We start from the raw sequence: 13,802 nt of genomic DNA, 5'->3' as shown, positions 1-13,802 counted from the left end.
TTTACCCTAAGGCGTGCGTTACAGCACGCCGCGGCCCGTGAAGTGGACTTTGCCGTCGTTCGTCTCGGCGTAGTCGAACGCCGACAGGATGTGTTCGTTCTGGAAGATGGGCGGGTCCTGGTCGTCCTCGTCCGGCAGGTTGTTGCCACGTGACCGGGCCACAGCGTCGGATACATCGGCGGAGTCCTGCTTGACGACGCGCCCGGAACCGATGTTGAGGTGGCCGACTTCGCTGTAGCCCATCTGGCCCTCGGGCAACCCGACCCGGCGGCCGTGTGTCGAAAGCGTCGAATCCGCACCGGCTTCGCGAAACCGGTCGAAGTTCGGTGTCTCGGCCGCGGCGGACGGTGTCTCCCCAGAGGAACGGTCTGTGCGAGTTACCGACACGAGAGAGCTCAGAGACGTAGCAGGACACGTTCGTCGAAATATTCGCCACCCCTGGGAGCAACTCAGTCCAGTTTGGTACAGTCACCAGAGCAGCGGCGTTCAATTTGTGCCTGGAGACGGAGCGCGCTGTCGGTTCGAGGGGTTTGCGGTACAGCCCACAGCGTGCCGTCGCAAGGCTGTCTTGACGCCACCGGAACGGAGTATAGTTCTACTTCTGAATGAAAAATTAGTTAATCAAGGTGTGAATTAAAGACGTGTCCCCCGCTTGTACCAGCGTACCCGCTGGAGAGTCAGTAGCAAGCGTCGTACAGTGAACGTCGCAGGGAGTTGCCACAACACCGTTCGCTAAAAGCCAGTGGCGATGCAAAACTATGGAAGACAATACCACGCCAAATCAGGACGGAGTTGGGAGTACCGACGACGATGCCGCCAAACACAGCCACTCACGCCGAGCACTGCTGGCGTCGGGCGAGATGGACGACACGGCGATTCTGTCCGCGCTGGACTACTGGCAGGACGGCGAGACAGTGCCGGGAACCGACGGCGAGACTATCGACGACCAGACGCAACTGGACCCCGTCGGGAGCTGGCAGGACGGGGGGAGCGAATGAACCGCACCTTGCTCGGTGTCGCTGTCGTGGTAGCCGTCGCGGTACTCGCGACGCCGGCGCTAGCGGAACCCGCGAACACCTCGATAACCGGCCCGGACCAGGTTGCACCCGGCGACACGGTGACGTACACGTTCAGTCTGACCAACACCAGAGAGAACGAGACGAGCTACGTGCTAAACGCCTCGGTACCCGAAACGTGGGAGATCGTCGACCGGACCGATGACGGGAGCTGGCGGCAGTCCGAGAGCAGATGGGTCTACAGGTCGGTCGAGCCGGGGGCCACGAAAGAGCCGTCGCTGACCTTCTCGGTGCCGGCCGACACGGACGCTGGGAATGTCTCGTTCGTGTCGAGAACTATCGATCGCGGCGGCAAGGAAGTTGTCACGGTCAAAAACGTGACCGTAGAGCAGGATAGCTCCGAAGGTGGCGGGTCGGACGACGACAGCTCCACCGGCGGGTCGGACGACGACAGTTCCACCGGCGGGTCGGACGACGACAGTTCCACCGGCGGGTCGGACGACGGCAGTTCCACCGGCGGGTCGGACGACGACAGTTCCACCGGCGGGTCGGACGACGGCAGTTCCACCGGCGGGTCGGACGACGGCAGTTCCACCGGCGGGTCGGCCGACGACAGCTCCACCGGCGGGTCGGACGACGGCAGTTCCACCGGCGGGTCGGACGACGACAGCTCCACCGGCGGGTCGGACGACGACAGCTCCACCGGCGGGTCGGACGACGACACCGCCAGCGCGGGAGGCGAGGCGACCGCCACGGAAGAACCGACTACGGAACGCGAACCCGTGACCGAGACGGCCGGCGGGTCAGCGGTGGGCGGGGAGCCCGAATCCGAGACGGAGACCGATGGGGCGGTGTCGAACGGTGGGAACACCGCCATCGGGGTGGGGATCGGGGCGCTATTGGTGCTCGGTGTCGGCGTCGGGGTGGTGACGGCTCGGCGGCGTGTCAGTACCGACAGCGGGACTGAGCGGACAGAGGCGGAACCCGAGACGACCGCGCGGCCCACCGACAGTGGGCTGTCGGCCTCGAACGATGAGCCCGGCGGGCCGGATATCGACGTAATCGACGCCCAGCATGGCGAGAGCGAGGCCACACTCACCTACGCGACCACGAGGACGAGCAACAAAGCCATCGGCGACGAGATACGGGAAATCGCACGACGGTACGCGTCGGCCGATGCCGAAGATATCGGGACCCAGCGGCTGGAAGCGACGGTCACCGACGGAAGCCAGCCGGTTGCCACGTGGCATATCTGCAGGGAGTGGCTGGACCAGTTCGAGGACGGCACGCTCTCGCGCGAGGAGTTCGAGCGGAAGGTGCTGAGAACGATGTCTCTCAGCGACTGAGAGGGTCGCGTTCCGTGGTGGGAGTCCGGGCAACGGTACCGTGTCCTGGGACTGTGGACAAGATTTATGTAGGTGTGTAAAGTTTACTTTACTGTAAAGCGTGCTTTACAGCACGCCGCACAGACCATGACTGCACTACGACCCGCCGACGACCGCCTGCTGAACTGGTCCCACGAAACCATCGCACTGCTACTGACTGTCACCGTCCTCCTCGGCTCGCTAACGATGACGGCGACGGCCCTGGGTGACCCCGAACTGGTCGCCGTACTCGCGGCGCTTGGCTGTGGCCTCGCACTGCTCGGCCTCGGGCTGACCGCCCTGAATGGGCGTGTGCGATCACTGTCGACACCCGCCGGCGTGTAGCTCCACGGAGTGGCGTCTCACAGACTATCACGTTCGATAGCCGGGAACCCGGAGGTTAAGAGGGTGGACCGTCACCCTACTGGCATGACGCGAAACATCCTCTCGGAGGACCTGGCCGACGCTATCGTCACGACGGCGCGGACAGCGACAGGCGACTCACTGCGGTCGGTGACGTACTTCACACGGGCGAACTTCGAGCAGCTCTATCTGCGGGACGACCTCGAACAGGACGCGGACCTCAACGACTTCGTCGGCCACGAGTGGCAGGGGTACAAACAGACCAAGAACGCCTACCAGGAGTCCGAGCTGGGCGAGTACCGATTTACCGTGCGGGCCTTCGAGAACGGCTATCTGCTCCGGGCGACCACGGAACGGCAGGGCGTGCTCATCACCACCGACGGGCTCTCGATGGGCTCCTACGAGGAGATTGCAGAGGCCATCGAACGGCTGCTGCGCGAGGAGTCGGGCAAGGAATAATCAGAGCAGGTTCAGGAGCCAGTTCGCGGCGTTGAGCGCGACGAGCAATCCACCCTCGATTCTGGACAGCGTTTCTTCGGTGTAGAACAGCACCACGACCAGCACGGTGGTTCCAAGCAGCCACGCGGTCCCCTCGACGCCGACCGGCGAGACGGTCAGCGGGTTCACGAGCGCGGCCAGCCCGAGCACGCCGAGCGCGTTGAAGATGCAGCTGCCGACCAGATTCCCCGCGGAGATACCCGTCCGGCCGGCTCTGGCGGCGGCGAGAGAGGTGACGAACTCCGGCAGCGATGTGCCCGCAGCGACGATAGTGAGCCCGATGACCCACTCGGAGACCCCGGCGACCCGGGCGATGTCGACGGCCGAGACGACCAGCAGGTGGCCCCCGCCGACCACGAGCGCGAGGCCGACGAGCAGCCGACCGACGTCGGGCGCGTGGAACTGGTCGGTGGCGGTCGCCGCGCCGTCACTTCCCGCCCGTGCGAGCGCGACCAGATACGCGAGTAGCGACGCGAAAAGCAGTCCCCCCTCGACCGCGGAAAGGCGACCGTCGAGGGCGACGACAAGCAAGAGCACAGTCGACGCGACCAACAGGAGGCCGTCGCGGCGCACGAGGGTTCGGGAGACCGCCATGGCTCGAACCAGCGCGACGCCGCCGAGGATGAACCCGAGGTTCAGGATGTTCGAGCCGACGACGTTGGCCACGGAGATGTCCGACTGGCCGGCCAGCGCGGCGTCTATCGTCACCGCGAACTCGGGGGCTGAGGTGCCGAAGGCGACGACGGTGAGGCCGATGACGAGCCCCGGCACGCCGAGCCGGCGGGCGACCCGCGAAGCACCGGTGACGAACTGGTCGGCGCCGAACCACAGCGCGACGACGGCGACGACGACGTACAGCACGTCGAAGAGGACCACGTCAGTCCCCTCCGGCGGCGCGACGCGGGCTTGGGTGGCATAACACAGGGCTAGCGTAGCGACAGGACGCCCCTAATTGTTGCCCCTACAGCCCACCAGAGTTATGCCGTCACCGGCGAACCCACGCACATGACGCTGGACCCGGTACACGTCGACGGCATCGCCCAGCTGGCCGGCCAGGTCGGGGCGACCGTCGAGACGAGTGACCAGGGGGCCGCCGCCGAGGACGTGTGGGAGTCGTTTCTGGACCCGCTGTACGACACCGACGGCCGCGAGATACTCGTCCCGCTGGGCGAGCAGCGCCGTCGGAAGGTCCCGGTCGCGGACATCGCTCTGGAGGACCCACCGTTCCCGACCCAGCACGGGCTGGACTCGGGCACTATCAACCCCACGACGTTCAAGAACGGGCTGGTGCTGGACGTGGCACAGGCCGCGATGAGCGCGACGCCGTCCGACGTGGACCTCCACCGGGGTCGGACTATCATCATGGCGGTCCACTCGAACGACGCGACGCTCGCCTTCGACGACGAGTGGCGGGCCGACGACCGCGGCTACGCCCGCCGACGGGTGCTCGATGCCCCCCAGGTCGACCGCTTCGAACAGCGGGTCGTCCACGCGCTGGCGCTGTATCTCGCCGAGAGCGACCACGCACTCATGAACGCCGACGCTGTCGATGACCTCCTGGTGCTCGACGGTCCTATCTATCCCACCGGCCTGCTCCGGTGGGCCGACCGGGACACCGAACTCGCCGAGTTGCTGGCCGAGGATGACCGCCCAAAGAGCGTGGTCGGCAACTACGTCGAACTCGTCGAGCGGTTCGTCACGAAGGACGTCCCCCTCGTGGGGTTCGTCAAGAGCTCCTCGCGCAAGCCCCTGACCCGGACCATCCGAAAGAAGACCGCGGCGCCCTGGACCAGCGACAGCGCCTTCTTCCGGCACATCCTCGAACGCCGCGACGACGACGGCGACCGGCAGACGGACACGCTGACCTGTACCAACTGGTTCCGCTCGCGGGCCGGCACCGACGGGATGATGGCCGCCGACGGCGACGCCCTGGATATCGACCGCGAACTCGAGCCCGAGGCCTACGAGGTGACCTTCTTCGTCGTCTACGACCCGCGAACGGACCTCGTCTTTCGAGTGGAAGCACCCTACGCGTTCACGAAGGACCCGGAGCGACGGGAGCGGCTCACCCGCCAGCTCCTGCACGACGTGGCCGCCGAACAGGGGCCGCCACTGGCCGTCGCGAAGGCGGACGAACTCGCCAGTATCGACCGACAGGGCAGCGAGGAACTCACCCGGCGCATCGAGCGGGAGTTCGAGATGGACCGCGACGCCTCCTACAACGACCTCCGGTGGGGCGCCATCGAGGAGAAGTTCTGAGACGGTCTGTCGAAGGGGTTCGCCCTACCTCGTAACGGCCTCGCCGACTCCGAGCGGGTCCCAGATGTACTCATCCCCCGTCCCGATGAGGACGATACCGATACAGCTGACCAGGACGAGCGCGTTGGCGACGTTAGCACTCGCAACCACCATGGCCGTCACCATCACCGGGACCGTCACCAGCGCGCCAACTCGCGCCAGAACACCGGTGGCAACAGTACCGACGGTGAAAAGCTGGAGAACACCCACCACCACCACCATGATTTCGGGCGCTGGAATCCCGTACTGGGTAAAGCGGCCTACCCGGTCGGCGTAGAGAACGAACTTCCCGATCGCCGGACCCGTCAGAATCAGGACCACGAGGCCACGCAACACGACAGGCAGCCGGCCATCCGCGAGGTCTGTATCGAACTGGAGCGCGTTTTGAACCATACGTGACCATCAGCCCGACACGTAATCGGGATTCTGTGCCACATCTGGGCAGGGTTTATACCGCCGCCGTTGCAGGGCTACGGCACGAACTCGGCAAACACCGTCGACTCCACGGCCCGGAGGTGTCTGCCGACCGTTCCGGGGTCGACACCGAGCGCTTCCCCCAGGTCGTCGAGTGTCGCCTCGCGGGGCGTCTCGTAGTAGCCGCGTCGCACCGCAGTGGTCAGTGCCTCCTTCTGGCGGTCGGTGAGCCCAGAGAAGGCGTCACCGGCGCCGGGGTAGTACGGCCCGGTCGAGTCGAGTTCGACGTCGATTTCGTCGAACAGGTCCGGGACGGCCGCGAGGTCGCTCTCCGACCCGACGATGGTCATCTGTAGCCCGCCGTCCTCGGTGAACGTCATCGGCATCTCGACGATGAACTCCTCCTCGTCCCGGCGCTGGAGCAACGCTTTGCTGGTCGGTGTCGGCTCTATCTGGGAGTAACAGTAGCCCGATTCGTCACCCGAAACGGCGAACCGCCGGACCTCCGGGGCCTCGCGTAGAATCTCCCGGTACCGGTCGAGGTCGCCGTCGACCTCCGCGAGCACTGCGACAGTGCCGTCGTCGAGGAGCTTGAGCGCGTGGAGCTTCCGCCGCCGGATATCGGGGTCCCGAAAGAGCCGCTTTTTCAGCGACGGGAAGGTCTCCCAGTCCGGGTACATCGTGACCTCCATATATCGCATCGGTTGGCGCCGAGTAGGGTAGGCGGAGGTAAAACATCCAGCTAACCGACTGGTAACGCCGTGAGACCGGGGATGTCTATGCGTCGACCCGCCGGCGGACCGTGATATCGACCTCGCTCTTGGGGACGCCCAGCCGGGCGAACTGGGTTCGGATGTGCTCTTTCCCAGCCCGCAGGGCCGCCGCCTGGTCCGGGAACCCACGGGGCGCCGGCGACTCGAAGGCGACCCGGAGCTCGCGGTCCCCGACGGTCTGGGGCTGTCCGCCGCTCTCGACCTCGTAGAAGGCGTCACACACCCAGACGTAGGGTGACCCCTCCTCGGGTGCCCCGCGAAACGACGGGCGCGATTCGCCGGGTTCGTACAGCGTGCCGGTCAGCCCGGCCTCCCCCGCAGCGCCGGAAACGAGTATCATACCTCACGCTAGGCACCCAGCGGGCAAAAGCGTCCCTGCGTCCGCTCAGAACACACAATCGACGACGACCGGCAGGTGGTCCGAGGCGTAGTGGGCGTCGTCGCGGTCGGTGACGGCCGCCCAGCCGGTGACCGACGCGTCGTCGCTGACGAAGACGTGGTCGATACCCATCTCCGGCAACAGGTCCTCGAAGTCGGTCCGGGTCGTCGTCGGACCGTGGCAGGTCGGCGCCAGCCGCCGACTGTCGCGCAGCTGTCGGCCACCGGGGAGCGAGTACTCGCTGGCAGCGGCGTGGGCCGGCCCGCCGACGACGCAGTTGAAGTCCCCACAGAGGACGACCGCCGCGTCGTCGACGAGGTCGGCGAGTCGCGACAGCGCCAGCTCGATACCCTCCCGCCGGGCGCGCCCGCCAGCGTGGTCCAGATGGGTGTTCAACAGGACCAGCGGGCGGTCCGCGCCCCGCTCGCGCAGGCGCACCCAGGTCGCGACCCGTGGATGCCTGGCGTCCCAGCCGACGGAGTTGGCCGTCTCGGGGGTCTCCGAGAGCCAGAAGGTGTCCGTCGCCAGACCGCTGAAGCGCTCGCGCCGGTAGCCGACGGCGGTGTGCTCGCCGCTCGGTGCGTCAGTATCGCGTACGTCGCCGACCCACTCGTAGCCCGACAGCAGCGTCTCTAGCTCCCGGAGCTGGTGGGTCATCGCCTCCTGGACGCCCACCACGTCGGGGTCGTGGTACCGGATGGTATCGGCCACCAGACGCCGCCGATGGGCCCAGTTGTGTACGCCGTCCGTGGCAGTATCGTACCGAACGTTGAACGACATCAGCCGCACCGGCTTCATATCGGTCAGTCTGTGGGCCAGCGGGGTAAGCGTTCCACTTCCGGCGTGCGGCAGTGTTTACTTTAGCAGTGACTGATACTGAGAGCCAGAAAGCCCCACCCATGCCGGCTGGCCAACCTGCTACGGGTGGGACTGAAAGGGGCGTTCGCGGGCGGCACAGCCGCCCGCGAGCTCGGGAGACCTTTGATCTCCCGGCGGCTGGCTGAACGAAGGCGGACGACGTCCTCGCGAGAGCGGAGCTCTCGCGGGATGATGAAAATCGCTTCGCGATTTTCAGATCACAAGGACCGCAGCGAGGTCGTTCGAGAGAGCGAAGCTCTCTCGTGATGACGAAAGACGGCTCCGCCGTCTTTCGAACCACCCCCGAGTTCAGCCAGGGCGAGAGCATAGCTCTCGCGGGTAATCGGAAGCTTCGCTTCCGATGACAGCCGGGGCTTTCTGGCTGTTCATACTCGTACTCGCGTAACTAAACACCGTCAATCGGACTGGCGACCGCTCGGCGCCCCCTCACCGCGGGCGAAACGAAACCACTTAGCGGCCAGGTCCGCCACGCACAGACATGAGCACCATCCGGGTCGTGTGGGGGACCGCCACCGGCCCGACCGCGCTGTCGTCCTACGACGCGGCGCTGGCCGAGGCCGGCGTCCACAACTACAACCTGGTGACGCTCTCGTCGGTCATCCCTGCCGGTCCGGCCATCGAACTCGCGGGGACGGCCCCAGACCTGGGCCCGCCGGGCGAGGCCCTTGAGGTGGTCCAGTCGGCCGCGACGGCCGCGCCGGGCGAGCGGGCCGCCGCGGGCATCGGCTGGGCGCGCAGCGAGGACGGTCCCGGTATCTTCTACGAGGTCGACGGGACCGACCCCGACGCGGTGCGGGCGGAGATTCGCGAGGGGCTGGTGGCCGGGCGGGAGCTCCGTGACTGGACGTTCGTAGAGGAAGACGTCCACGTCGAATCAGTCGCGCCCGAGGCCCACCACGCGAGTGCGGTGGTCATCGCCACCTACGGCGAGAGTCATCCGGTCGTATAAGCTGAGCTTTCACCTGACAGATGCGGTTCGACGGCAACATTCTCGCAAAGCCACTGGGTTTTTATCAGTCAGCTACCTACCCACGGCAGAACCTTCATGTACGGTAATTCGCCGCTCGGTGGCGAGACGGAGAAAGTGACGCTCACGCGCGAGCAGCGTCAGACGCTGCGCCGGGACCTCGCGAGCGTCGCGGCTCGAACGCGTGAGCTGCTCCCCGGGGAGTTCGTGGTGGGGTCGGAAGTCAGTGACAGCGAGTCGGGGCCGCGAGCGACGATCGCGGTCCAGCCGCCAGTCGGCTCTGTGGTCAGTGCCGACTACCGGCCCGAAGACCCGGAGTCGGCGACCATCTCCGCCGACGAGCGGGACGACCTCGCACAGGGTATCGCCGCCTCGGCGGCCCTGCAGGTCAAGCAGGTCATGGGCGAGGACAGTTCGCCGACGGCTCAGTAGGCGAGGTAGTTCGCTCCGCGAACTACCTCGAAAGCGACGCGGTGAGCGAAGCGAGCCGCGGAGCAAAAGCGAGGAATGGAGCGTAGCGAGGTTCCTCGATAAAGCGCAGCGGGGAGAGCGAGGCGCTACGTGCCTCGTAAGCGAACCGCAGAGCATAGCGAGGTCGGCGAAACGCGGTGACCTCGAAGCGACACGCGATGTTTTCGACGGGACGTTCAGCCGTCGGTCGGCGGGTTGTAGAACAGCGCGTAGCCGATAGAGCCGGTCGCGGGTATCGAGCCCGCGGCCATGGCGACGGCGACGCTTACCGAGGTCGCGACGGCCCCAAAGGCCGAAAGCGCCAATGCTATCGCGATGGTCGCGAGGACGAGGTCGGCCGTCGAGAGCCCGTCGGTCATCGTGTCTGTGCGAAGACACGCCTACTAATTAAATATTATTACTCTCGCTCGGCGGCCGTCTCGTCGCCCGAGAGGTACGCCCCCACGTCGGGGCGTTCGTTGACGAAAAACGGCAGGACGACCCCGACGCCCAGCAGTAGCGCCAGCACGAGCGGTCCGGGGAGGTCCAGCCAGGCGGCGGTGTAGCTCAGTAGTACTGCGAGGGCGCCACAGCCCAGCAAAATCTGGTTCTCGCGGGAGAGCATGCGCGTCTGTTCAATCGGGGCGAAAAAAAGTATGCCGCAAGTGCTCGGGGGTTCGCTGTCGAGTCGCGCCGCCTTCTGACGGAGTCTCCCTGCGGTCGATATCTCGCTACTGCTCTGCGGTTCGCTATCGCTCACCGCGTCGCTTTCGAGGCCTCCCTCCGGTCGGCCTCGCTGCTCGCGGGTCGCTTCGCTCCACGGGTCACTGCGTTCCCCGTTCCGCATCGAGGGCCGTGCTACGCACGCCCCTCGCTCCGCTCCCCGCTGTGCGTTCCGGAGGCATCTCCCTCCGGTCGATATCTCGCTATTGCTCTCCGGCTCACTCCGTTCGCCGGTTCGCCTGGCGGTTTCGCCCGTCGGGCGAAACCGCCCTACTTCCCCCAGAAGGGGTCCCGATTCCGGTGGTTCTCCAGGTACATCGACAGCGCCTCGCGCTCGTCGACCGATATCTCCTCTTTGAGCTCCTGTTCGAGTATCTTGGCGTGTTTCTCGGGGATTTCGACCCAGAGATCGTCGCCTTCCTCTATCTGGCGGCCGACGGTCGGCCCGTCGATGGAGGCCGCGAGCTGTTCGCCGGTTCGGGCCGAATCGACGTCCTCGCCGGCGTCCTGCAGCGATTTCAGGCGGCCGACCCGCGTCGGCTCCGACCCGTCCCACTTGACGACGTTTACGTTCCGGCGGAGTTCGCCCGAGAGCACCTCGATGCCGACGACGGCGGGGTCGTTCTGCCGGAAGGTGTGGTCCGGTAGCACACGGAACTTCGCCGGGCGGGTGATGTTCTCGAGAATCTGTTCCTGCTGGGACTCCTGGATCTCGGTGACGTGGTCGTCGTACCCCTCTACGAGCTGGTAGATGACGTCGTCCTCGAACAGCGTCACGTCCTCTTGCTCGGCCAGGTGGCGGGCGTCCTCGAGCACGTCGACTGAGAACGCGAGGATGGCGCGATGGGTCGGTTCGTTGGCCGTCTCGGCGACGCGGACGTCGCGGGGAGCGACGGCGCCGACCTCGGCGCGCATGATGGGAATCTCCTCCTCTTCGAGCGTGCTCGAAATCGCCTCGAGCGAGCCCAGCGTGTCGGCCTTGACCACGACGCCCTCCTCCTGTGTCGTGACCTCTATCTCGGATAACTCCTCCTCCACCTCGGCGATGACCTCGGCGCGGTCGCGGTCCCGGAGGACCCGAATCGGCGCGCCGGCGATGGCGTCGTCTAAGTCCGGGGCGGCGATTTTCACCCCGTCGGCGGCGGCCACGGCGTCGACCTGCTCGAACTGCTGTTCGGTGCGTATCTCTTCGAGCGGCCGCGGGCGCAAGAGCGCGCGCACGTCGGTGACGATGGGGCCCTGCAGGCCGCCCACGACGATGGTGTCGTCCTTGTGAATCGTCCCGTCGTAGATGATAGCGTCTAAGGTAGTCCCGAAGCCCTGGGTGTCTTTCACTTCGAGGACGGTGCCGACGCCGGGGCCGCTGGCGTCTATCTCCATCTCCTCTTTCATGTAGCGCTGGGAGAGGCCCATCATCACCGTCAGCAGGTCCGGGATGCCCTCGCCGGTCTCGGCGGAGACGGGGACCACGCCGATGTTGGCCTGGAAGTTCTGGACCCGCCAGTACATATCCGCCGAGAAGCCGTTGTCGGAGAGCTCGCCGATGAGTTCGTAGAGCTTCTCGTTTAAGTCCGAGGTGACTCGCTCGGACTGGGCGTCCATCGTCTGCTGGACGGGCTGGTTCTCGTTGGGGTTCCAGCCCGGCACGGTGTCTATCTTGTTCGCGGCGACGATGAAGGGGGTCTGGGTCCGTTTGAGGATGTCGATGGCCTCCAGCGTCTGGGGCTGGAACCCGTCGTTGACGTCGACGACGAGGATGGCGATGTCAGCCAGCGCCCCGCCCCGCGAGCGCAGCGTCGAAAATGAGTGGTGGCCGGGCGTGTCGATGAACAACAGGCCGGGCAGGTCGAAGTCCGTGGGGTCGACCAGTTCCCCGGCGATGTCCGAGATGACGTCGAGCGGGACCGCCGTGGCCCCGATGTGCTGGGTGATGGCGCCGGATTCGCCGGCCGTCACCGCCGAGCCGCGGATTCGGTCCAGCAGGCTGGTCTTCCCGTGGTCGACGTGGCCAAGTACGGCGACGATGGGTGTCCGTAGGGTGTGCTCCGTCTCTGTGGTGGCGTCCTGGTCAGACATAGATGGCCTCAGAAGTTACTGGAAGGTGTCGGCCACAGTAGTTAAGTTCGTCGTCATGGGGCGCGCCCGGCGTGTCTGGCCGCCCAGCGCCCTACTGTTCCGTGACGATGAACGAACCCGTCATCCCGGACCCCCGGTGAGGCTGGCAGTAGTAGCTATACTCGCCCGCTACCTCGAAGGTGTAGCTGTAGGTGTGTCCGGAGCTGTACAGGTCGCTGCCCGCCGTCCCACTCCAGTCGCTCCCCTCGGGGGTGGTGTCGGGTTTGACGTTGTGGCCGCCGGCCGCCCACTCCCACCGGACGGTCTCGCCGGCCGCGATTTCGAAGCTTGCGGGCGAGAAGCTGAACCCGTCGGTCGCGACGGCGACAACCTGGGCCGCTTCGGGCGTGGCTGTCGATGTCGCGGTGGATGTCTGTGCCTGGGTTCCGGTCGACTCTGCGGTCGGGGTCGAACTCTCGCTCCCGCCACAGCCGGCGATGGCGCCGGTGATACCCGCTGAGAGGGCCGCCACGAACCGCCGTCGGCTTTCTTCCATGACGTCCCCTCTGAACCCTGGCGTAATAGGTGTACTGTCCGTCTGTAACCCAGTGTTGTAGATTAGTTCCGGATTGGGCCGACCCGGGGTCGGCGCATACCGGTACCTCGCTACAACACTGCGTCAGACGCCCCGTGGCGTTTATGTAATCTCGCTCAGAAAGGGGGGTATGGCCGAAATACTCGCCGAGAACCTCTCGGGGAAAGACGTCATGGGTAGCGACGGCGCGGAGATGGGTAGCCTCTACAACATCACGATGGACCTCTCGTCGGGGTCGCTCAACCACCTCGTCATCGACCCCGCAGAATCGCTCCGGAACACCGACTTCGAGTACAGCGACCAGGGCCGCCTGCTCGTCCCCGTGGAGCGAGTCAAGGCAGTCAAGGACCACATGATCGTCCAGCGCTAAATGTACGTTCTCGACTCGTCAGCGTTCATCAACGAGTACCACACCGACGAGCGGATAGCGACCATTCCGCTCGTCCAGGAGGAACTGGAGGGCGAGGCCGCCTACCGATTCGACGCGCTGGAGGGCTCGGGGATGCACCTGCATATCCCGGAGGACAACACCGTCGAGCGCATCGAGCGGGCCGCCCGCGAGACGGGCGACCTCGAGGAGCTATCGGAGACCGACATCCGCCTCGTCGCCGCCGCCTTCGAACTCGACAGCCCGCTGGTCACCGACGACTACGCGATGCAGAACGTCGCGGAGAAACTGGACGTCCGCGTCGAGGTCATCGCCCGGGAGGGCATCACCGAGCAGCGGGAGTGGCGATTCCAGTGTGCCGGCTGTGGTCGCGAGTTCGACGAGAACCACGACCGCTGTCCAGTGTGTGGCAGTTCGCTGTCCCGTAAGAACCCGGCCTAGACTGTCCGTTCTTCGACGTCTTCGAGGCCGAGCTCGATGAGCTGCTTGAGTACTTCCTCTTCGGTGATGCCGTAGCGACGGGCCAACACCTGGATAGCCCGGGCCTGGTCGTCCTCGCACACGACCGTGTACCGGGTTGACATAGCATAATGATGAACCGCGTTCAGCTTAAACACCCGTCAGACAACCGTCACACGGC

The 13,802-nt window shown here is 65.9% G+C and carries 19 protein-coding genes and 1 pseudogene; 9 read left to right on the top strand and 11 right to left on the bottom strand.

Going from position 1 to position 13,802, the window contains the following annotated elements; translation table 11 throughout:
- Positions 1–33: 33 nt before the first annotated feature.
- Positions 34–342, bottom strand: a pseudogene (locus EGD98_RS21050) (2,3-bisphosphoglycerate-independent phosphoglycerate mutase); the annotation flags it as partial.
- Between the two features lie 416 nt (positions 343–758).
- Here EGD98_RS21050 and EGD98_RS14175 point away from each other — a divergent pair.
- The 4 genes from EGD98_RS14175 (at position 759) to EGD98_RS14160 (ending at position 3,202) form a co-directional block, all read left to right on the top strand.
- Entirely contained in the window at positions 759–998 is a 240-nt protein-coding gene (locus EGD98_RS14175; RefSeq protein ID WP_220589015.1) for a hypothetical protein, read from the top strand.
- The gene (locus EGD98_RS14170) at positions 995–2,362 is read left to right on the top strand and encodes a DUF8159 domain-containing protein (RefSeq protein WP_220589014.1); all 1,368 of its coding nucleotides are present in this window, start codon (positions 995–997) and stop codon (positions 2,360–2,362) included. The genes EGD98_RS14175 and EGD98_RS14170 overlap by 4 nt, the downstream gene beginning before the upstream one ends.
- 126 nt (positions 2,363–2,488) lie before the next feature.
- A complete protein-coding gene (locus tag EGD98_RS14165; RefSeq protein ID WP_220589013.1) occupies positions 2,489–2,725 on the top strand; it encodes a hypothetical protein in 237 nt (78 codons plus the stop codon).
- A gap of 84 nt (positions 2,726–2,809) precedes the next feature.
- Complete coding sequence (locus EGD98_RS14160) at positions 2,810–3,202, top strand: DUF7522 family protein (protein ID WP_220589012.1); 393 nt, start codon at positions 2,810–2,812, stop codon at positions 3,200–3,202.
- Here the strand turns inward: EGD98_RS14160 and EGD98_RS14155 are convergent, their stop codons facing one another.
- Positions 3,203–4,117 (bottom strand): calcium/sodium antiporter, encoded by a 915-nt coding sequence (locus EGD98_RS14155; protein WP_328763019.1) that lies wholly within the window; start codon positions 4,115–4,117, stop codon positions 3,203–3,205.
- 129 nt (positions 4,118–4,246) lie between these two features.
- Between EGD98_RS14155 and EGD98_RS14150 the strand changes: the two genes are divergently transcribed.
- Positions 4,247–5,500, top strand: a complete 1,254-nt coding sequence (locus EGD98_RS14150) for a DNA double-strand break repair nuclease NurA (protein ID WP_220589011.1) — start codon at positions 4,247–4,249, stop codon at positions 5,498–5,500.
- Positions 5,501–5,524: 24 nt separating this feature from the next.
- On the opposite strand, the gene EGD98_RS14145 is transcribed toward EGD98_RS14150, so the two are convergent.
- From EGD98_RS14145 to EGD98_RS14130, 4 genes are all read right to left on the bottom strand, one after another.
- On the bottom strand, positions 5,525–5,932 hold the full coding sequence (locus EGD98_RS14145; protein ID WP_220589010.1) for a DoxX family protein: 408 nt from the start codon (positions 5,930–5,932) through the stop codon (positions 5,525–5,527).
- Positions 5,933–6,009: 77 nt separating this feature from the next.
- The gene (locus EGD98_RS14140) at positions 6,010–6,654 is read right to left on the bottom strand and encodes a helix-turn-helix domain-containing protein (RefSeq protein ID WP_220589009.1); all 645 of its coding nucleotides are present in this window, start codon (positions 6,652–6,654) and stop codon (positions 6,010–6,012) included.
- 76 nt (positions 6,655–6,730) lie between these two features.
- Positions 6,731–7,066 carry a DUF7113 family protein gene (locus EGD98_RS14135; protein ID WP_220589008.1) on the bottom strand — a complete coding sequence of 112 codons (336 nt, stop codon included), beginning with the start codon at positions 7,064–7,066 and terminating at the stop codon, positions 6,731–6,733.
- A 45-nt stretch (positions 7,067–7,111) separates the two neighbouring features.
- Positions 7,112–7,903 (bottom strand): endonuclease/exonuclease/phosphatase family protein, encoded by a 792-nt coding sequence (locus tag EGD98_RS14130; RefSeq protein WP_220589007.1) that lies wholly within the window; start codon positions 7,901–7,903, stop codon positions 7,112–7,114.
- Between the two features lie 559 nt (positions 7,904–8,462).
- Between EGD98_RS14130 and EGD98_RS14125 the strand changes: the two genes are divergently transcribed.
- Together EGD98_RS14125 and EGD98_RS14120 are read left to right on the top strand one after the other, a co-directional pair.
- Positions 8,463–8,933, top strand: coding sequence for a pyruvoyl-dependent arginine decarboxylase (locus EGD98_RS14125; protein WP_220589006.1), 471 nt, complete (start codon positions 8,463–8,465; stop codon positions 8,931–8,933).
- Positions 8,934–9,029: 96 nt separating this feature from the next.
- A complete protein-coding gene (locus tag EGD98_RS14120) occupies positions 9,030–9,383 on the top strand; it encodes a DUF5811 family protein (RefSeq protein ID WP_220589005.1) in 354 nt (117 codons plus the stop codon).
- Between the two features lie 215 nt (positions 9,384–9,598).
- Here the strand turns inward: EGD98_RS14120 and EGD98_RS14115 are convergent, their stop codons facing one another.
- From EGD98_RS14115 to EGD98_RS14100, 4 genes are all read right to left on the bottom strand, one after another.
- Positions 9,599–9,781 (bottom strand): DUF8015 family protein, encoded by a 183-nt coding sequence (locus EGD98_RS14115; protein ID WP_220589004.1) that lies wholly within the window; start codon positions 9,779–9,781, stop codon positions 9,599–9,601.
- 38 nt (positions 9,782–9,819) lie between these two features.
- Positions 9,820–10,026, bottom strand: coding sequence for a DUF7987 family protein (locus EGD98_RS14110; RefSeq protein WP_220589003.1), 207 nt, complete (start codon positions 10,024–10,026; stop codon positions 9,820–9,822).
- A 368-nt stretch (positions 10,027–10,394) separates the two neighbouring features.
- A complete protein-coding gene (infB, locus tag EGD98_RS14105; protein WP_220589002.1) occupies positions 10,395–12,200 on the bottom strand; it encodes a translation initiation factor IF-2 in 1,806 nt (601 codons plus the stop codon).
- 91 nt (positions 12,201–12,291) lie between these two features.
- Positions 12,292–12,735, bottom strand: a complete 444-nt coding sequence (locus EGD98_RS14100; protein ID WP_220589001.1) for a plastocyanin/azurin family copper-binding protein — start codon at positions 12,733–12,735, stop codon at positions 12,292–12,294.
- A gap of 169 nt (positions 12,736–12,904) precedes the next feature.
- On the opposite strand from EGD98_RS14100, the gene EGD98_RS14095 reads away from it, so the two are divergent.
- On the top strand, positions 12,905–13,144 hold the full coding sequence (locus EGD98_RS14095; RefSeq protein WP_220589000.1) for a PRC-barrel domain-containing protein: 240 nt from the start codon (positions 12,905–12,907) through the stop codon (positions 13,142–13,144).
- A complete protein-coding gene (locus tag EGD98_RS14090; RefSeq protein WP_220588999.1) occupies positions 13,145–13,603 on the top strand; it encodes an NOB1 family endonuclease in 459 nt (152 codons plus the stop codon).
- Here EGD98_RS14090 and EGD98_RS14085 read toward each other — a convergent pair.
- Complete coding sequence (locus tag EGD98_RS14085) at positions 13,600–13,746, bottom strand: CopG family transcriptional regulator (protein WP_220588998.1); 147 nt, start codon at positions 13,744–13,746, stop codon at positions 13,600–13,602. The two genes, EGD98_RS14090 and EGD98_RS14085, sit on opposite strands and share 4 nt — an antisense overlap.
- Positions 13,747–13,802: the final 56 nt, after the last annotated feature.

The sequence above is a fragment of the Haloarcula salinisoli genome, assembly GCF_019599405.1.
Taxonomy (GTDB): Archaea; Halobacteriota; Halobacteria; order Halobacteriales; family Haloarculaceae; genus Haloarcula; species Haloarcula salinisoli.
This window is presented reverse-complemented; position numbering and strand designations above follow the sequence as displayed.